Origin of the sequence: Pseudomonas sp. SC3(2021), from assembly GCF_019856535.1 — a bacterium.
Taxonomy (GTDB): domain Bacteria; phylum Pseudomonadota; class Gammaproteobacteria; order Pseudomonadales; family Pseudomonadaceae; genus Aquipseudomonas; species Aquipseudomonas monsensis.
In genome coordinates, this window is the sequence record NZ_CP082236.1 from 1468409 (window position 1) to 1486492 (window position 18084).

General features: G+C 62.5%; 16 protein-coding genes. 2 read left to right on the forward strand and 14 right to left on the reverse strand.

The features are described 5' to 3' along the window. Position 1: 1 nt before the first annotated feature. The 11 genes from pgaB to K5Y35_RS06525 all read right to left on the reverse strand — a co-directional run bounded on the left by pgaB (position 2) and on the right by K5Y35_RS06525 (position 13286). Positions 2-1999, reverse strand: a complete 1998-nt coding sequence (gene pgaB, locus K5Y35_RS06475; protein ID WP_186748096.1) for a poly-beta-1,6-N-acetyl-D-glucosamine N-deacetylase PgaB — start codon at positions 1997-1999, stop codon at positions 2-4. 12 nt (positions 2000-2011) lie between these two features. Next, positions 2012-4492, reverse strand: coding sequence for a poly-beta-1,6 N-acetyl-D-glucosamine export porin PgaA (pgaA, locus tag K5Y35_RS06480; protein WP_222833922.1), 2481 nt, complete (start codon positions 4490-4492; stop codon positions 2012-2014). Between the two features lie 257 nt (positions 4493-4749). Further along, the gene (locus K5Y35_RS06485; protein WP_123470406.1) at positions 4750-6255 is read right to left on the reverse strand and encodes a YdgA family protein; all 1506 of its coding nucleotides are present in this window, start codon (positions 6253-6255) and stop codon (positions 4750-4752) included. 292 nt (positions 6256-6547) lie between these two features. Continuing rightward, a complete protein-coding gene (locus K5Y35_RS06490; protein WP_123470404.1) occupies positions 6548-7183 on the reverse strand; it encodes an NADH:ubiquinone oxidoreductase subunit N in 636 nt (211 codons plus the stop codon). A gap of 93 nt (positions 7184-7276) precedes the next feature. Next, positions 7277-8719, reverse strand: coding sequence for an efflux transporter outer membrane subunit (locus K5Y35_RS06495; protein WP_222833923.1), 1443 nt, complete (start codon positions 8717-8719; stop codon positions 7277-7279). Next, positions 8716-9603 (reverse strand): HlyD family secretion protein, encoded by an 888-nt coding sequence (locus K5Y35_RS06500; protein WP_222833924.1) that lies wholly within the window; start codon positions 9601-9603, stop codon positions 8716-8718. Before K5Y35_RS06500 ends, K5Y35_RS06495 begins: the two co-directional genes overlap by 4 nt. Further along, entirely contained in the window at positions 9600-9809 is a 210-nt protein-coding gene (locus tag K5Y35_RS06505; protein WP_027611129.1) for a DUF1656 domain-containing protein, read from the reverse strand. The genes K5Y35_RS06500 and K5Y35_RS06505 overlap by 4 nt, the downstream gene beginning before the upstream one ends. Next, on the reverse strand, positions 9806-11869 hold the full coding sequence (locus K5Y35_RS06510) for an FUSC family protein (RefSeq protein WP_123470397.1): 2064 nt from the start codon (positions 11867-11869) through the stop codon (positions 9806-9808). The genes K5Y35_RS06505 and K5Y35_RS06510 overlap by 4 nt, the downstream gene beginning before the upstream one ends. After that, a complete protein-coding gene (locus tag K5Y35_RS06515; protein ID WP_177490613.1) occupies positions 11866-12294 on the reverse strand; it encodes a MarR family winged helix-turn-helix transcriptional regulator in 429 nt (142 codons plus the stop codon). Before K5Y35_RS06515 ends, K5Y35_RS06510 begins: the two co-directional genes overlap by 4 nt. A 131-nt stretch (positions 12295-12425) precedes the next feature. Beyond that, positions 12426-12671, reverse strand: a complete 246-nt coding sequence (locus tag K5Y35_RS06520; protein ID WP_123470395.1) for a DUF2789 domain-containing protein — start codon at positions 12669-12671, stop codon at positions 12426-12428. A gap of 153 nt (positions 12672-12824) precedes the next feature. Next, positions 12825-13286, reverse strand: coding sequence for an aminoacyl-tRNA deacylase (locus K5Y35_RS06525; protein ID WP_123470393.1), 462 nt, complete (start codon positions 13284-13286; stop codon positions 12825-12827). Between the two features lie 153 nt (positions 13287-13439). On the opposite strand from K5Y35_RS06525, the gene K5Y35_RS06530 reads away from it, so the two are divergent. Next, on the forward strand, positions 13440-13991 hold the full coding sequence (locus tag K5Y35_RS06530; protein ID WP_222833925.1) for an NfeD family protein: 552 nt from the start codon (positions 13440-13442) through the stop codon (positions 13989-13991). A 2-nt stretch (positions 13992-13993) separates the two neighbouring features. Beyond that, positions 13994-14752, forward strand: a complete 759-nt coding sequence (locus tag K5Y35_RS06535) for a slipin family protein (protein ID WP_003220464.1) — start codon at positions 13994-13996, stop codon at positions 14750-14752. A 66-nt stretch (positions 14753-14818) separates the two neighbouring features. Here the strand turns inward: K5Y35_RS06535 and K5Y35_RS06540 are convergent, their stop codons facing one another. From K5Y35_RS06540 to K5Y35_RS06550, 3 genes are read right to left on the reverse strand one after another with little or no spacing between them, the layout of a single operon-like run. Further along, complete coding sequence (locus K5Y35_RS06540; RefSeq protein ID WP_222833926.1) at positions 14819-15763, reverse strand: sulfotransferase family protein; 945 nt, start codon at positions 15761-15763, stop codon at positions 14819-14821. Then, positions 15751-16536 carry an aspartyl/asparaginyl beta-hydroxylase domain-containing protein gene (locus K5Y35_RS06545; RefSeq protein WP_222833927.1) on the reverse strand — a complete coding sequence of 262 codons (786 nt, stop codon included), beginning with the start codon at positions 16534-16536 and terminating at the stop codon, positions 15751-15753. Before K5Y35_RS06545 ends, K5Y35_RS06540 begins: the two co-directional genes overlap by 13 nt. 15 nt (positions 16537-16551) lie before the next feature. Then, positions 16552-18072 carry a TolC family protein gene (locus tag K5Y35_RS06550; RefSeq protein ID WP_186748091.1) on the reverse strand — a complete coding sequence of 507 codons (1521 nt, stop codon included), beginning with the start codon at positions 18070-18072 and terminating at the stop codon, positions 16552-16554. Positions 18073-18084 lie beyond the last annotated feature (12 nt).

Here is an 18084-nt window from a genome sequence, read left to right on the forward strand (position 1 = left end):
GTCATGGGTTCCATTTGTTGGAGAGTGCAGGCCTTACGGTTTTCAGGTCCGGCAGGTTGTCGAGGAAGTTGTCCGGGTAGTAACCGAAACTGGTCGCGCCCTGACGCTTGAGGCGGCCCATCCAGTCGGCGAGGTGCGCGCCGTCGATGTCGGCCTGATCTTTTTTCGTCCAGTCGCGAGCCTGCAACTCGAACACCGTGCGGTTCAGGGCACCGGGGCGCTTGCTGACGGTTTGCACCAGGGTTTCCAGCCACGGGCCGGACTCGGCCTGGGTCTGTTTTTCCATCAATGGCATGGCCATCGGCGCGGTCCAGTCGTAGGTCTGCAAGAAGTCGTCGAGGTTCTGCGCGTACCAGGCTTCGCTGTCGGGATTGAGCATCGGCTCGGCGAAAATATTGCGCGCGGTCAGCACCTGCGGGCCCCGAATGGCGCGGACTTTGGCGGTCAGCTCGTTGGTGAAGTCGATCAGGTAGCGGCTCTTGAACCGCGTCCAGCGCTGCATTGCCGCCGGATCATCGCGCAGGGCGGCAATCGAACCTGGCAAACCGTGGGCGACGTAGGCTTTCAACGCCTCGGGGCCGGCATCCTCGAAGTCCGACAGAATCGCGTCGTCGTGATAGAGGATGCCGTTGACCGACGTCAGCCGTGCCACGTCTTCATAGATTTCGCCGATGATCCGTCGCACTTCAGGATCGAACGGCGACAAGCGTTGGTACTGATCCGGATCCACCGAGGTGATGCCGGTTTTCGGGTCCCACCGGGTCACGCGCGGCAGTTTCGAGTCGAGACCAAAACTCAGCACCGGCATCCACGCGAAGACCTTCACGTTAGCGCGGGTACGTAGTTGCCAGGCGACGCGGTTAAAAATATCCGCACGTACCGGCAAGTGACGGTTGGGGAAGTACAGCGAGTGCACCAGACCATCGCCCTTCGGGTCGGCAAAGGCTTGCAGGAACACCGTGTTGGCGCCCATGTCGGCCATGCGCTGCACCAGTTTGCCGAGGTTGATGTCCTGTTGTGCCGGGTCCGGGTCGTAGACGTTGTCCAGATCGACGTGCACCACACGCATGACGAAATCCGACTGCACGTCGACGATGCTATTGGAGAACACCTCGCCATCGGGATCGGAGGAAACCAGGAAGCGCGGGCTGCTCATCAGGTTGTCGAGGGCATCGAGACCGTCGTCGAGGGTCAGGGCCATTTCGTAGCCCTGGTCGCCGATCACCGCCAGCGAAGTACCGTCCGCCGCGCCGTAAGGCCAGACCCAGATGCGCGGCTTGTAGCCCGTGACCTTGCGAATCTTTTCCGAGATGGTCGCGACGTCGTTGCGGATCCGTGCACGGAAATCCTCTTCGGACTCGTAGCGTTTGGTCACCGGATCGTAGCGTCGGGTGGCCGCTGCCGGCTGCATGTTGCCCTGCGGGTTGGCGAGGATGCCTTTGTGACTGGCGTCGGTGTGGGCGGCGATTTCCACCAGACCGGATTGCGAGATTTCGCGGATCTGATCCCAGGTCAGGAAATCGGAACGCGCGCGCGGGGCGCCAGCGAAGTCCACCGGTTGATTGAGCGGCGTGTCGATCCAGACGCCGACGGGGGCCAGCAAGGCGTGCCAGTTGTAGGCGCGCAGCACCGGCAGCACGCGGGTATAAAAGCTCGAATAACCGTCGTCGAAACTGAGCAGGATCGCTTTCGCCGGCAGCTCCGGGCCGCCCTTGCGCGCGGCCATGATCTGGTCGACCGTCACCGGTTTGTAGCCGTTCTCGCGCAACCAGGCGAGCTGCTCGATCATGCGCTCGGTGCGCACCGCCACCACCGCCTGATCAGGGTCGCGGTCTTCGACGTCGTGATAAGCAATGCCGAGCACGTGATTTTTCGGCCACGGTTTTTCACTGGCCGCCAGCGGGCGTTCGGACGGCGGTGCGAAGGCCGGGGCTTGCTGGGCGCAGGCGCTGACCAGCAGCACTCCCAGCAGAAGGATGAAACGCGAAATCAAAGGCATCTTCAAACTCTTCTAGAAGCGGAAAGTGAGGTCGACGAGCAGACGCAGATCAGTTTCCCGATCACCGTCGTAGGGCCGGTTGATCACACTGAACAAGCCGCCCACCTCGAACACGTCGTTCCAGGCATAACGCTGGCCGTAACCGAGCAGCGCCATGCCGCCGGTGCCGTGATCACGCTGGCTGTACGTGCCCGCACCGGCCTGGAACTGCTGGCTCCAGGAGGTTTCGTAGCGGTGGTAGAGCACGTGATTGACGTTGACCAGCGGCATCACGCTGAAGTCGGATTTCGGGTTGAAGTACGGCACATCCTCGGAATTGGAGTTGTGGCTGGTGCCGACTTCCAGACCGGCGTCGACCTGCACGTTCGGTGCGCTGTAGACGCCCTCGCGCCCGGTGAGCAAGGCCTCGACGCGGTTGTTGCCGTCGCTGAAATGCGATGGACTCACCGACAGGCGCCACTCGCGGCTTTCGTTGGCGCGCCAGCGAATGAAACCGCTGCCACCGTTGGCCTTGATATCGCTGTTGAGCGCGCGCAGCGGTGTCTCGGCCGACAGGTATTCGAGGCTGCCGCCGTATTGCCAGTGGTCATTGATGTCGCGGGCGATCGCCAGTCGTGCGCCCTGCTTGTCACCAAAACCGTAGGAATGGTTGGAGACTTCCGCTTCGAGGGTCATATCGCGGGTACGCCGCTCCAGGCCCACACGCTGGAAACGGTGGTTGCCGGTGCCTTCGGCAAAATCGCCAGTGGCGTAGCCGACGCCGGCGAACACCCGCCAGTCTTCATCAATCGGTGGGCTGTACAGGGTGCTCTGAATGCCAAAATCGCGGCTGCCACTGACGGCTCCTGCGTCGCCACTGCCGCCACCGTTGGCCTTGCCGCCGTAGGCTTCGACGCGCAGTTCGGACATGTCATGCACTTCGCGCTCACGCGCCGCCCGCTGGACCTGACGGTTATCAGGGAATCGCGCGACCACGTCATCGGTCAGCGCATCCATCTGCCGCCATTCCTGCAGCGTCATCGCCGTGCGCGCCTGCGCGACTTCCAGGCCCATGTTGCGCGGCACCATGCTCTCGGTTTCCTTGAGCTGGATTTCCGCACGGCGCGGCCATTGCCGCGCCAGATACAGGTCGGCCTGGGCCAGACGCAGGCCGACATTGCCGGGGGCCTGATCGACCAGCGTCTGCAGGCGTTCTTCGCTGTGGGGCAAGTCGGAACCATAGGTGCCGGCCTGCGCGGCCAACTGCTGGGCGTCCATCCATTCATGGTTGGGGTTGCCGATCGGCAAGCCCTTGAGTTCGATGCGCGGACGCTGGGTCTTGGCCAAGTCTTCGGCGACCTTGCGGGCCTCTTCGGCGCGGTCGCTTTCCAGCAACGAGTAATACAGCGCGGTGGAATCTTCGAGGCGATCACCGACATCCGCGTCGGGTGCCGACAGCACTTGGCGATAGAGGTCGGTGGCGATTTCCGGCTCACGCTGGTCCAGATAGGCCGCCGCCACCCAGCGCAGGGCATAGGTCGGAATGTTCACGCCTTCGGCGTGCAGCTTTTGATATTCAGCAATGACGTCGGCGGTGCGCGCCCGGGCCTTGAGCGCGCCCATGCGGTCGATGCGCCAGCGGATCACGTCATCGTGTGCAGTCGCGTCGGGCGTCCAGGTGGCGAGGAGTTTGTCGTAGTCGGCCAGCGCCCGGTCGGCGATGACGTAGTGCTCTTTCTCACTGCGGGTGGCGAGCTCGGCGAGGCGCACGCGTTCGGCGGCCAGATCGCCTTCGAGGCGACGCAGGATGACCGGATCGATCAGCCCGGGGCGTTGATTGGCCAGGCGCAACGCCGGCTCCGGCAGACGCGCCTTTTGCAGGGCGACCACGTATTCTCGGGCAACTTCCGGCTTGCTGCCGGCGCGGATGAAGGCCTGATCGTATTCGAACAAAGCGTCGTAGGGTTTGTTGTCACGGGTCAGGGCGTACCCCAGTGCCAGACGACGCGCAGGGTCATCGGGTCTGGCCGCCACCAGCGCTTTGGCGCGGGTCACCGCTTCGTCGGGTTTGCCGGCGTCGGCCTGAGTCAAGGCCAGACCGAGTTGCAGATCAGCGTTATCCGGCTCCAGCGCCAGGGCCTTGTTATAGACCTGAGTGGCTTGATCCCAGCGCTTGAGGTTGCGGTAGGCGCGCGCCGTGGCGGTCAGCGCCTGAACCGGCAGGACGCGGTCGCGGCCCTGGGTCTCATAAACCTGCACCACTTCGGCATCAAGACCGGCCCAGCTGGCGATTTGCAGGTGATCGCTGACCTGCCCGGTCGTCGACTGGCCGGGAGGCACCTGACGCAATACCGTCAGTGCAGGCGTGTACTGCCCGGCACGGGCGTCGCGCACCATTTGATCGTAGGGTGTGTCGGCAAACGCCAGTGCCGGCCAGAGCAATTGGCTGCACAGCGCGACACGAAACAATGGGCGTAAACCACGATGTAATACGGGAACATCAATACGCGGCATTCGTCAGCATCCTTACATGGCTAGCCGGGTCGCAATGCCCTCCTTGCCCATTCGTAACGATGGCCGCGATCAACCATCCACGGCCAAGCTTAGTCAGGCAGTCTTGCACGCAAGCGTAGACCAGGATCCGCAACGCAATAATTGTTCAGAATCGTGCCGGCGATTCCATCGTGGCACCGCAACCCCGAACGCCAGACAGCAAAACGCCCGGCGTCTGCGCAATGCAGAGGCCGGGCGTTTTCATTTAGCGCGCAGTATTACTGCACTTGCGTGACGCCGGCGAATTTGCTCATCAGGAAGCCGACGAACTGCTCAACGGTCATTTTCTGGCCGTTGAACTCCACTTGATTGGCGGCGTAATGCAGCTTGGTCACGACGTTGGTGCCATCCAGGGTCGCCAACTGCGAACCGACGGCCATGCCGGCAAACATGTCGGCCGCCTCTTTGGACTGATCGACAATCGCTTTGGCGTCGGTCTGGCCATCCAGTTGCGCCTGCACGCTGAGCAGGTCGATCAGCATCGGCTTGGACACCTGGATATTCAGGTCCAGCAGGGCAATCAGTTGCTTGCCCAGCTGATCCGGCGGCAGGTCCATCGACTGCGGCTTGGTCAGGTCGACCACCAGATTGGCGCGGCTCTCACCGTTGGCGGTTTTCAGCGACAGGTTTTCCAGCGCCACTTGCGGCCCGGCGGCCAGCAGTTTCTGCAGGTCAGCTTTGACTTGCGCATTTTCCGCTTCGGTCAGATTCAGCTCGGGAGCCGGCAAGCCGGCTTCGGCAGCTTCGGCGGCGGCTTTTTCATACGGCTGCAGTTTGGTCTGGTAGATCTGCATCAGCGACATGGTCGACGGGATATCGAGGTTTTTCAGGCTCATGGCCATGGCGGCCGAACCGATTTTCTTGTCGTTGAGGCTGATTTCGCCAATCTTGTAATCGGCGCGGCCCGAGGCATTGCTGCCGCTTTCTTCGGTGAGGTTCTTCATTTCGAAGTTCTTCACGCCGAGCACCGACTGTTGGGTGCCGAAGGTGGTCTTGCTATTGGTCAGCTCCAGGGTGTTTTCGCCGGTGTAGTAGCCATAGCTGCTCTTGGCGAGGTTGCTGGCCAGGGTCAGACCGTTGAGCTCGACCTGCACGGGCGCCTGATCTTCGGCGACGGTGACCAGTTTCAGGTTGTCCATATAGCCGTCCGCCTTGACCTTCTGTGCCTGGGCACTGGCGGAGATGTTCAGGGTCAGGCCGGAGAACTTCAGGCTGGACTGTTCATCCAGCGCGGTTTCCAGCGGCAGCAGGTCGACGGTGCTGGTGGTGGATTCGTCGTAGCCGATGTTGGTCACGCCTTTGAGCGGTGCAGCGCCCTTGGCGGCGGCGAACCATTTTTCAGTGGCGGCGTTCTTTTCCAGCTCATAGTTGCTGGTGGCCATGACCGGCAGCCATTTCAGCGACACCAGGCGCGAGAACGGCAGCGGGCCGTGCTCGATGTGGTCGACAAACAGCAGCTCGACCGGTTTGTCACCGAACATCTCGCCTTCGCCCTTGAGGCGGTAGTGCGCGGTGCTGGTGAAGGTGTGACGCTCCAGCGACACCAGCTCCAGCGACGCGGTGCCATTGGAGCCGGCCATCGCGGTCTGCAGCTCTTTGTTGGCGTTGGTGACGGCGTTGTTCAGCACGCCTTCGATCTTGGTCCCGGTATACCAGGCCCCGCCGGCGCTGATGGCACCGATCGCAACAACAATCCCGAGTAGCACGCCTGCTGATTTATTCATGAATGACCTGATCGATTTCCGTGGCTGTGAGTGTGGTTGTCTTCCCTGAACCCGTGATCGGGTCGCGGCTCGACTGCGCTGAATTCAGCGGTGGAGATTAGCACCGGGCACGCGAGGAGGCCCAATGTTTAAAGGTTAAAGAGTGTCTATAGGAATTGTGGACAGTCGACAGGCGGGAAGAGTTTCGGTGTTTTTCAGTCCGCCTTCGCGAGCAAGCTCGCTCCCACAAGGACAACGCTGTACCTGTGGGAGCGAGCTTGCTCGCGAAGGGGCCAGATGATTCAGCAGAAAATCAGGAGTACTGAACCTCAATCTCATCGAGTTGATGATCAAAGCTCTTCAGCCGTGCGGTCCAGGTGTACACCAGCACTTCAAAATCCCGGTCGATCACCGCCCCGCCCGGCCCGTCGGCGCGGGGGTCGCAGAAGTCCAGTTGATAGCGCTCACGGGCCATGGCCGTGGCGACATCGGACAATTCCCGGGCGTTGTTCAACCAATGCCAGCCCTCGCCATCAATTTGCTTGTCGAGTTCCAGGCACTGCTTCTTCAGCGCTTCGAGGCTTTTTTCCAGTGGCGTGCCGGTGAGTTCGCCCATGACTTCGGCGAAGGTGCGACCCGGCTGCCAGTAGCTGCCCCAGAAATACCGGTCGAACACGGTTTCGACCCGACGCAGGGCGACTTTGGTGTCCCAGATCAGCACCAGGGTCCTGCCCTGTTCAAGCTGTCGTTTCTTGACCCGCTGCACCTGCACCGACGCCCACGCCACCACGACGATCGCCATGACCGCGATCAGCGCGGTCGCGCTGTCGAGGAACACCATCGCCTTGTCGATCTGGTGGGCCAGCATGATGCCGTAGAAATAGGTGGCCGAGAGCAGCACCAGCGCTGCGATGGCGCACCAGAAGCCGAGAGCGTAAGGGTTTTTCATTATTGGTTTCCCCTAGACCAGCGCTAGCAATGTGCGCTGAAGGGGCGCCTTGCTCGGGGCGCCCCTCCAACACTTCAAAGCATAGCAACGGCCTCAGGGTTTGCTGGCGGTTGTCGCTTGCGTTCGTCCGCTTTCCCAACCGCCGCCCAGGGCGAGGAACAAATCGATCTGGCTCATCGCGACCTGGGTGTTGGCCGCGGCCAGTTGCGCGGTGACGTCGGTGTAAGTACGGGTCGCTTGCAGGTCGGCGAGGAACGACTCGCGCCCGGCCTGGAAGAAGCGGTGGGTCTGGTCGGCGGCCAGTTTCGCCGACTGCTCGGCATCGGCCAGCGCATCGCGGCGTTGCAGCAACGCGCTGTACTGGGCCAGACCGGTCTGGGTCTCGCGGATGGCGTTGAGCACCACGCCGTCGAAATGCGCCAGCGCGCCTTGGGTCGAGGCTTCGGCTTCACGAATGCGCGCGCGGGCGCCGTTGGTCGGCACTTTCCAGCTCAACGACGGGCCGAAGCCCCAACGGTTGGTCGACGGATCGCCGAGGTCGGAAACAATGCCGACGGTGCCGATGGTCGCGCCGATGCTGATGTCCGGGTACAACTCGCCCGTGGCGATACCGATCCCGGCGGTCGCGGCGGCGAGACGACGTTCGGCCTGACGTACATCGGGACGGCGCTTGAGCAGCGCCGCACCGTCGCCGACCGGCACCCGTTGGGCGATTTTTGGCAATTCGGCGCAGGTGGCGGTGCCGGCCGGCAATTGCTCGACCGGTTTGGCCAGCAGCATCGACAAGCGGAACAAACCGGCCTGACGCGCCGCCTCATAGCGCGGCATGTCGGCGCGCAAGGATTTGAATTGGGTTTGCGAACGGGTGACCTGGGTTTCATCGCCACGCCCGGCATCGCGCAGGCGCTGAATCAGCGTGGTGCTCTGCGATTGCAGGTCGAGGGAATGCTGGGCGATTTCCCGCTCTTCATTGGCGGCGCAGACTTGCGTATAGGCGCGAACCACGTCCGCCACCAGGGTGATGCGCGCGGTGTCGGCCGCCGCTTGCGTGGCATCAGCGTTGGCTTGCGCCGCTTCGATGCCGCGTTGCAGCGTGCCCCACAGGTCGAACTGGTAAGAAGCACTGATGCCGATGTCAGCGACGTTGGCCACCGGCACTTTTTCTGGCAACAGGAACGCCTGACCGGATTCCTGCAAGCGCTGCGCGCCCATCTTCACGCCGCCGCTCCAGCCACCGGCCGCTTTGGCTTCATCGACCTGCGCACGGGCCCGCGACAGGTTGGCCGCAGCCACGCGCAAATCGGTATTGGAAGCCATGGCCTGCTGCACCAGTTGGTCCAGACGCGGGTCTCGATACAAACGCCACCAGTCCGCCGGCACCGGTACTGAAACCACCGGTTTGCCCTCCACGGCCAACTCGCCCTGAAAGTCCTTGCGCTGCACCGCCGCGTCAGCGGGCAGGTGATAGTCCGGCCCGACCATCTGACAGGCCGAGAGCATAACGCCCAACCCGGCGATCATCAGGGCCCTGTTCATTGCGCAGGCTCCTGCTTTTGCTCGTCGATGATCGACACGGTCGCGGTGCGGCCGGCGATCATGCGGAAGTCTTCCGGCACATCATCAAAGGCGATACGCACCGGAATCCGCTGCGCCAGGCGCACCCAGCTGAACGCCGGGTTGACGTTGGGCAGCAGGTTGCTGCCGCTGGTGCGGTCACGGTCTTCGATACCGGCGACGATGCTTTCGACATGCCCGCGCAGCTTCGCTTTGTCGCCGATCACACGGATGTCGACAGACTGGCCGACATGGATGCCGTCGAGTTTGGTTTCTTCAAAATAGCCGTCGATGTGGAACGAGTTGCTGTCGACCACCGACAGCACCGGCCGCCCGGCCGTGACGAACTCTTGCGGACGCGGTGCACGGTCGTTGACGTAGCCGTCCACCGGACTGCGGATCACCGAACGGTCGAGGTTGAGCTGGGCGCTGTCCACCGTCACCAGCGCTTCAGCCAGCGCCGATTGCGCACGGGCGACCTTCGACAGGCTTTCTTCCAGCTGTTCGGCCGGCACCAGATTGCCCAGGCCACGGTTACGCTTGGCCTCACGCTGGGCCTGGGCGAGGGTTTCTTCGCGATCGGCAACCGTTGCTTTCGCTTGACGCAGGGCCAGTTTGAAGCGGTCCTGGTCGATGCTGAACAGCACCTGGCCGCGTTTGATCAACTGGTTGTCCTTGACCTCGACCTGCTGGATCAGCCCGGACACGTCCGGGGCGATCTGGATGATGTCGGCACGGATATGGCCGTCGCGGGTCCACGGCGCAAACATGTAATACATCACCATGCGCCAGACGAGGACGACGGCGAAAGTCACGATCAGCAGGGTCAGGACCACGCGACCGATAGTCAGAAACGGTTTTTTCATGTCATCAGGTATCGACTGAGTGAGTCCACGCCGTACAACAGCACGGCGTAGAGAGCCACGTTGAACAATGCCCGGTGCCAGACCAGACGGTAAAAGTGCAGGCGTGTGAGCACGCCGTGCACCAGCAAAAACAACACATAGGTGATGCCCATCAGCACCAGCAGGGTCGGCAGGAAAATGCCGCTGATATCCAGATCACCGATCATAGGGGCGCTCCATCGGGCAGCGGTTCTTCGGCATCGCCGGTGCTGACAAATTCCACGCCGGGCAACAGCGCCAGGCGCAAACCGCTCAAGGCATGCAACAGGTTTAGCCGGGTTTCCTCGTCGCCGTGCCCTTTGAGCGCACGGCGCGCGCGGTCCATCGTCATCAATAAAGGACTCGGCGCCGGCAAGCGCTCGCCGGCCTTCAGACAGGCGCGGAAATACTCGCCGACCTCGGCCACCACTTGTTGCAGCAGGACCTGCGGCGCGCCGCTCACGCGTGGGGTGTAGGCCAGCAGATCGAGCAGGTTCAGGCCCACGCGCACTTCCCGCATGGCAATGCCGGTGTCCTGACCGGTCATGGCCAGGCGTGGCAAGTGCTGCATCAAGCGGTCGAGCAGTTGCACGCCCAAGTGCCGGTGTTCAGCGAGGTTGGCCGGCTCGGTCATGTGCACGATGTCCTTCCAGCTGAAGCGGGTCAGGCGTTTGGCAGCCAGTTCGACGCCGAACGGGCGGGCGATCAGGGTCCAGATAAACGCGAACAGCAAACCGATGGGGCCGGCCAGGTTGGCGTTCACAAAGGCAAAGAAGTCCGCGTCGTACGCGCCCTGAATGCTGATGAACGACGAGGTGTTGACCAGCGTCAGAAGCATGCCGAGGTAGAACCGCGGCTGTACCGTCAGGGTGCCGACACAGATGAACGGAACCGCAAACGCCAGCACCAGCATCGGAAAGTCGTGCAGGTTCGGCAGAATCAGAAACAGATAGAGGCTGGCGAACAATACCGACATCCCGGTCCAGAAAAAGAACCGGTAGATCTGCGGCGCCGGGTCGTCCATCGAGGCAAAGAAACTGCACGCCACCGCCGCCAGAATCACCGCACTGCCGCCATCCGGCCAGCCGAGCAGGATCCACAGTACCGAGGCGACGATGATCGCCAGAATGGTCGAGGCCACCGAATACAGCATCATTCCGCGATCGAGAAACGGCGTCAGACGCCCGAGGCGCCAGTGCCGGTAAACCGCACGCCAGCTGTCCTGCCGTTCGCAGAGAATCGCGTCCTGCAGGCTGCGGCAGTCCTGCCACAGATCGATGAATTCACCGAGGCGATAAATCGCGTTGGAAAACAGCAATTGCTGGCGGTCTTCCAGCGCCTCGCAGCTTGGCTGCAAGGCCTGAAGCTGATCCTTGAGCGCCTGCCAACGCGCCAGGTCGGCGTCGTTATGGCCGAGCCATTGCTGGGTCGCAGTCAGCAGCGGGGCAAACTTTTCCACCAGTTCCGGCGTGCGTCGTTCGAGGGCGTAGAGCGAGTCTTCGAGGGCGTCGATCACCGGCAACAGGTGGATCATCCGCCCGCGCAGCTCCTTGGTGTTGCGCACGGTTTGCGGCCTCGCGCCTTCGTGGGGCAACTGGCCGATCATCAATTCGAGGCTGTTGAAATTGGCGACCATGGCCATGCGCAAGGCCGTGATCTGCTCAGGCTGCACGTCGCGGCCGAGAAATTTCAGGCTGTACGTCGTGGCATCGGCGAACCACTTGCCGACGGCGTCGTTGAACACCGGCGCCAGACGGCGCGGCCAGAACATCGCGCCGATCACCGCAGCCACGGCGATGCCGAGGAAAATCTCTTCGGTGCGCGCTTCTGCCACGTCCCACACCGCCAGCGGGTTATCCACCGTCGGCAAGGCAATCAGCGGCAAGGTGTAACCGGCGAGCATCAGCGCGTAGTTATTGGCGGTACGCAGGTGCAGCGACAGGAACAGCAAAATCCCCGTCCACAAGGCAATGACCACCACCAGCACATACGGGCTCTGCACGAACATCGGCACGAACAGCACTGCCGCTGCGGCCCCGAGAAAGGTGCCGATGGCGCGGTACAGCGCCTTGGAGCTGGTCGGCCCGAGAAACGGACTGGAGACGATATACACCGTGGCCATCGCCCAATACGGACGTGGCATTTGCATAAGCAAGGCGATGTACAGCGCGATCATCGACGCTGCAAAGGTACGGACCCCGTAAAACCAGTCACGGGCCGGCGGAATGCCAGAGAAAAAACCGTTCAAGACTTGATCACCACAGGCGGATGGGCCACCTCAAAAGCGCGCAGTACCCGAAGCGCAGCCTCCAGATCACTCTGGTCGATGCCTTCGAGCACCTCATGACGCAGGCGCACCAGTTCGGCTTCCACCGCTTGCACCAGCTCGCGGCCGGTATCGGTCAGGCTCAGACATTTGGCCCGACGATCCTGGACATCTTCGGTGCGGCAGACGTAACCGGAATGGCACAACTGATCGAGCAGACGCACCAGCGACGGACTCTCCATCCCGGCCGCCTGCGCCACTTGCACCTGACGCACGCCCTCACCCAGCCGGCCGATCATCAAGAGCGGCACGGCGCAGGCTTCGGAGATGCCGTAGTTGACCAGCGTGGTCTGGCAGATTTTCCGCCAGTGCCTGGCGGCCACCACCATGGCACTGCTGATGTTCATCTGGAGAGCGTCGAGGGAATTCGGCACGGGGCAATGCACACTGTTAGTTTGCTAACTATCAATATCGCATTGACAGGGAATTTCAGTCAAGTTTTGAAACAAATGTTCCTTGAAGCGTTTCTGCACATCTCCTACGTATCGCGTCCCTTGCGCAACATCACATCCAGCTGATCTACCACTTCCGCCCAATCGGCATCATCGAGAATCTCGCCACGCAAAAAATCGGCCTGGCTCTTGCTCCAGAAAAACGCGTCCGCCAGGTGCAATTCCGGCTTGAGTGGTGAATGGGTGGCGATGAATTGCTCGATGCTGGTGGGGTCGCTGCGCAGTCCCAGTTGGTCGAACAGGCACGGCAGGCTGTGGATTGGCTGTTCCATGGAGGACTCCTTGAGAAAACAGGTGTGTGGAAGAGCAATCGCGGACAAGCCCGCTCCCACCGTGTTTTCGGGTGAACACACTATTGGTGAACAACCCGATACCTGTGGGAGCCTGGCTTGCCCGCGATAGCGCCAGCCCGAGCGCCGCCAACATTAATGGCTCAACTCTCGTACCTCGGCATGCGGCACCATCTTCAAAAACTCGGGCATGCTCATGTGCAGCAGATAGTTGTGGTTGCCGGCCTCCAGGTAGATGTCTTTCTGCCGGGTCAGCAGCGGGTCGATGACCATGTCCAGGCCATAGGAATCACCCAGCGGTGGCACCGCACCGCGCTCGCAGTCGTCGAAGATGTGCGCCAGATTGCTTTCGCGGGTCAGTTGCCATTCACCGCTGGTGCGCACCTTGCTCAAGTCCAGATGCCGGCTGGCCGGCAGCACGGCCATCAAATAGTGCCCGTGATGGTCATCGAGGATGACCGACTTCGCCACTCGCTCGGCAGGCACCCCGCTAACCCGCGCGGTCTCCAGGCTGCTGGACGAATGCCGGTGGGCGACGATGTCGTATTCGCAATGCGCCCGGGTCAGGCTGCTTTGCACCTTTCTTGCCATACGCATGATGCACCTCGGTGTTGCGCTGAACGGTTATTGCCGTGTTTTGAGTCTAGTCCGGCGGGCCGCTGGCAGCGGGAAATCCGCTCACTGGACAGCTGCGCACGCTGATCAACATTCGCCCCGCCCCACCCTCAACTAGACTGAAAGAACCAGCCCATGACGCTCGCGGAGGGTCACGTGAACAGCCGATGTTGTACGTTTGCCGTATTACTGCTGCTGAGCGGCTCAGCCCTCGCCGCCGATACGCCGTTGCCGGCCATGAGCCCGGTCGGCCTGTGGCTGATCACCCTCGGCATTGTCTTTCTGATCGCCGAAGCCGCGCTGCCCAACTACGGAGTGATCGGCCTGGGCGGGATCATCATGTTCGTGATCGGCGCGCTGATTCTGGGCAACGCCGAATTGCCAGTGCCGATGATCATCGGTCTCGGCCTGCTCAGTGCCCTGTTGCTGAGCGCATTGATCGTCCGCGCCCTGAAAACCCGGCCACGTCATGCCGTCAGTGGCGATGCCGGGCTGGTCGGCAGCGTGACGGCGGTGACCACCGTGCAAGCGGAAAACGCCCACAACGGCTGGGTGCAACTGCAGGGCGAACACTGGCAAGTGCGCAGCGCGACACCCCTGCACACCGGGCAATCGGTGCGCGTGGTCGGGCGTAGAGGCTTATTGCTGAAAGTTGCCGCGACTGACGCGGTGCGTCACGGAGAGTGATCATGGGTCTGCAAATCGGTTTTGTCGCGCTGCTGCTGTTGGTGATCGCCCTGGCCGGATCGACGTTCCGCATCCTGCGTGAATACGAACGCGGTGTGGTGTTCCAGCTCGGGCGCTTCTGGCAGGTCAAAGGGCCGGGGCTGATCCTGCTGATTCCGGTGGTGCAGCAAATGGTCCGGGTTGATCTGCGCACCGTTGTTCTCGATGTGCCGCCGCAGGACGTGATCACCCGCGATAACGTCTCGGTGAAGGTCAACGCGGTGTTGTATTTCCGCGTGCTCGACCCGCAGAAGGCGATCATTCAGGTCGAGGACTTTCTCTCCGCCACCAGCCAACTGGCCCAGACCACCCTGCGCGCAGTGCTCGGTAAACACGAACTCGATGAACTGCTGGCCGAGCGCGAACAGTTGAACATCGACATCCAGCAAGTGCTCGACGCGCAGACCGACGCGTGGGGCATCAAGGTCGCCAACGTCGAGATCAAGCATGTCGACCTCAACGAGTCGATGGTCCGCGCCATCGCCAAACAGGCCGAAGCCGAACGGGAACGGCGGGCCAAGGTGATCCACGCCGAAGGTGAGTTACAGGCGTCGGAAAAACTCATGCAGGCCGCCGAAATGCTCGGGCGCCAGCCTGGCGCCATGCAATTGCGCTACATGCAGACCTTGAGTTCGATTGCCGGCGACAAGAGCTCGACGATTGTCTTCCCGTTGCCGATCGAGTTGCTCAAGGGCATGGCGGATCTGTCGGGCAAATCATGAACAGCAACAGATCGCAGCTTTCGGCAGCGCCTGCAGAGCAGGCATTCCCCCGCAGGCTGCGATCCTTTAAACGCCGCGCATTTTCTCCAAAGCCGCATAGGGTGCACACGCGCAAGCCTGCAACCGCGCCCGCAACAGCGGCGACGCTTCACGCCGTTTGGCCTCGCCATCGGCCACAAAGGCCTGCGCGGGCTGCTTCGCGTGCTGCGCGGCGGCCAGCCATACCTGTTGGCGCTGTTCGGCCGTCAGCTTGAAAAACCGCGCCAAGCGCCCCGCCATCGCATCAGGCAGTTCGCTGTAGTTGACCAGCGCACCCGCCGAGTCACGGCAGTGCACCACACCGGCCTCGAGCAATCGTCCCAGGCGCCGGGCGATGAAGTCCTCGCGTCCCACGAACGGCAAACCGTCTTCGAGCACGCAATCCCCCAGCATGCCCGGCACCATGTGCATCCCGGGACGACGCAGGTGCGAAACGGCAATTTCCACAGGATCGCGATACAGAAACAGCCACGGCGTGTCGGGAAAACAGGCCTGCAACAGCGGCCATTCGCCGATACTCCAGGCATCGAGCTTGATCACCAGCCGTTGCTCGGTGCCACGACGCCGCTGTCCATAGGCCGAAAGCAATCCGCAGATGGCCGCGCGCCGTTCGCCGGCCGGCAGGTCGCTGCGCAACAGCGCATCCAGCGGTGGCGGTTCGGACACCACGATGTGATCGTCGAGCCGCGCGAGCATCTGGCTGATCAGCGTCGAACCACAGCGAGAGGCATGCAGAATGAACGCGCTCGGTGCCAGGCCCGGGCTTTGCGCCTGCCAATCGCTGAGCGCCGCCAACGGCGTCTGCCGGCGAAAGGCCTGATTGAACGGTAGCCGCAACGCATCCTCCACCGCCTCGCGGAAAAACGGCTGATGCAACGGCGTGTCCGCGAACCAGCACCAGTCCACCTGCCATTGCCCGGCGACCGGCCAGACGCGAATCGGCAACCAGCCGTCGAAGCTCAGCCGTGCCATTGTTCGTTCCACTGCCGGCGACCATTGCGCATTGCCGCGCGCAGTTCTTCACGGGTCAAGGCCAGACCCTGGGCAGCAGCCAGTTGCAGGGTGCGCTCGATGAACGTTTCCGGGTCGCCGATGGCCTGCAATGTCGCCGCCAGCTGCGCATCACCGTCGAGCACACGCTGCAATGGCTGCAGCGGCGAATCCGCTGTCTGTGCTGCCGGGGTATCGCGCAAGCCTTCGGCAATCTTTGCCAGGACCCAGGCCGTCGGGCGGCAATCGAGCACCAGATGAATCCTCGCCGAGGCGTCGCGGTTGTCCACGCGATGGGCTCGGGCAAGATCGAGAAACCAGCATTCCCCCACCGTCATCGGTACACGCCGGTCTTCCAGCCAGAAATCCACGGCGGGTGGGCTGAGCAGCGGAATGTGCAGCCGCAGATCCGCTTGCGGGCCATCGAGATCGTAGTCGCGGTGTTCGTGAATGCGCCCGCCAGGGCCCAGCCGTAACAGGCGCGCACTGACAATTTCCAGCGACAGCGCATGCAGCCCGCGTTGCCAGCGCTCATCCCGCAACCAGGGCGCACGAGGCACCGGCGCAGCCTGCCCGGGGGACAATTCGGTCAGCGCATCGGCTGACGAAATCAGCGCCACGCCGCTCCAGTCGCCGGTGAAATAGTCGCTGTTGAAATGTCCGCGCCAGGCCTGCTCATCAATCGCCGCCAGCGCTTGCAACAACAACGGCAAATCCACCGTCACCGGCAGGCGCGAACATGCCGGCCGGCTCACGAGCCCACCCGGCGCTTACCGGGCCGGCGCCGCAGCATGCGCCACCGGCACCGAAATATCACCGGCCGCCCAGGCCGATTCTCGATTGGCCAGTGCGGTGGCGATCGACTGCACTTCGGTCGATTGCACCTGATCCGGCAGTGGATCGAGGCCGGCACTGGCGAAGATCTGTCCGTACGCATTGCGCAGATCGGCGTAGGACAGGTCGCGGCGCAGGTCTGCTTGCAGGTTGTTCAACTCGCCCTGAATCAGTTCCAGTTCACCAATGCCCGCCGCCTGATGACGATTGCGCAACTGGCCGACGATTTGCCCGTCGATGTCCGACAGTTGCTGGCTGGTCTTGAACTGGCGCAAGGCCTCTTGATAGTTGGCGTTGGCCACGTAGAGCTGCGCCAGCACCGCAATCGACATGGCCTGACGCCGCGCGGTGGCCACTTCCTCGCCAGCCTTGGCGACATCAATGGCCGCCGGAGCGGAGATCACGTTGAACAGGTTCCAGGTGACTTTCACGCCATAGTCGGCCCAGCCCTGTTCGACCAGGAACGAGTTGCTGTCGTAATGCCCGCCGGCGGAAAACTCCAGGCCCGGCAACAGACGCAGCATGGCCTTGCGGGTTTCAGCGGCGCTGATGCGGGTCTGGTAATCCTGCTCACGCAGTTCCGGACGGCTGGTCAGCGCCTCCTGCTCCAGTTTCGCCAGATCGACCTTGAGTTCGGGAATCTGATAACCGTCATCGGTGGCCAAGGTCAGGTTGGTGCCCAGCGGCAGGTTGATCAGGGTCGCCAGTTCGGTTTTCGCCAAAGACAGGGCACGGCGCTGCTCTTCCAGTTGCCGGGTGGCTTCGATCAGCGAACGTTGGTAGCTGAGCGATTGCACCGGGTCGCCAATGCGCTGGTCGCTCATGCTCTGGCTGTTGCGCCGGGCGGTGTCGACACGGGCCATCAGGCTGTCGATCTGCTTGAGCAGACGTTCGGCGGCCATCGCTCGCCAATAGGCCGAGCGCACATCCTGAACGATGGTGTTGATCACCTTGCGGCGACGCTCCTGGACGATCAGGCGTTGGTCGCCCTGCTGTTTGGCGCTGATGTAACTGACGCCAAAGTCCAGAACGTTCCAGACCATGGTCAGGTCGGCGACTTCACGGTCGCGATCCTGCGAGGTCGACGGTTCCAGCGACTGAGTGCCGGTACGTACGCTCTGGCTGCTGGAGGCGTTGACGTTGTTGCGCCCGACGTAACCGGCGTCCAGCGCCATGCGCGGCAGCATGTCGAAACTGGCGAGGTCGAGCTGCCGCTTGGCCAGCGCCTCCTCCATGATCTTCAAGCGGCCTTCGAGGTTGTACTTCACCGCTCGAGCCATGGCCTGGTGCAGGGTCAGCGGGCCGCGCAGCGGTTCCTGATCCTTGTACATGCTTTGCAGGTCGCTCCTGGCCCGCTGTTCACTGACGTTGCGTTCAATCGGTTCACTGGTCACTGCACATCCGCTGATCGCCAGCGACAGCAGGCTGGCGCCGAACAACTTCTGACTTCTTTTCATCCCTGGATCGCC

Coding starts and splice junctions, on each gene's coding strand:
- pgaB (WP_186748096.1), bottom strand. CDS start 1,999: ATGCCTTTGATTTCGCGTTTCATCCTTCTGCTGGGAGTGCTGCTGGTC.
- K5Y35_RS06495 (WP_222833923.1), bottom strand. CDS start 8,719: ATGAACAGGGCCCTGATGATCGCCGGGTTGGGCGTTATGCTCTCGGCC.
- K5Y35_RS06505 (WP_027611129.1), bottom strand. CDS start 9,809: ATGATCGGTGATCTGGATATCAGCGGCATTTTCCTGCCGACCCTGCTG.
- K5Y35_RS06525 (WP_123470393.1), bottom strand. CDS start 13,286: ATGCGTATGGCAAGAAAGGTGCAAAGCAGCCTGACCCGGGCGCATTGC.
- K5Y35_RS06530 (WP_222833925.1), top strand. CDS start 13,440: ATGACGCTCGCGGAGGGTCACGTGAACAGCCGATGTTGTACGTTTGCC.
- K5Y35_RS06500 (WP_222833924.1), bottom strand. CDS start 9,603: ATGAAAAAACCGTTTCTGACTATCGGTCGCGTGGTCCTGACCCTGCTG.
- K5Y35_RS06535 (WP_003220464.1), top strand. CDS start 13,994: ATGGGTCTGCAAATCGGTTTTGTCGCGCTGCTGCTGTTGGTGATCGCC.
- K5Y35_RS06520 (WP_123470395.1), bottom strand. CDS start 12,671: ATGGAACAGCCAATCCACAGCCTGCCGTGCCTGTTCGACCAACTGGGA.
- K5Y35_RS06515 (WP_177490613.1), bottom strand. CDS start 12,294: ATGAACATCAGCAGTGCCATGGTGGTGGCCGCCAGGCACTGGCGGAAA.
- K5Y35_RS06485 (WP_123470406.1), bottom strand. CDS start 6,255: ATGAATAAATCAGCAGGCGTGCTACTCGGGATTGTTGTTGCGATCGGT.
- pgaA (WP_222833922.1), bottom strand. CDS start 4,492: ATGCCGCGTATTGATGTTCCCGTATTACATCGTGGTTTACGCCCATTG.
- K5Y35_RS06490 (WP_123470404.1), bottom strand. CDS start 7,183: ATGAAAAACCCTTACGCTCTCGGCTTCTGGTGCGCCATCGCAGCGCTG.
- K5Y35_RS06540 (WP_222833926.1), bottom strand. CDS start 15,763: ATGGCACGGCTGAGCTTCGACGGCTGGTTGCCGATTCGCGTCTGGCCG.
- K5Y35_RS06550 (WP_186748091.1), bottom strand. CDS start 18,072: ATGAAAAGAAGTCAGAAGTTGTTCGGCGCCAGCCTGCTGTCGCTGGCG.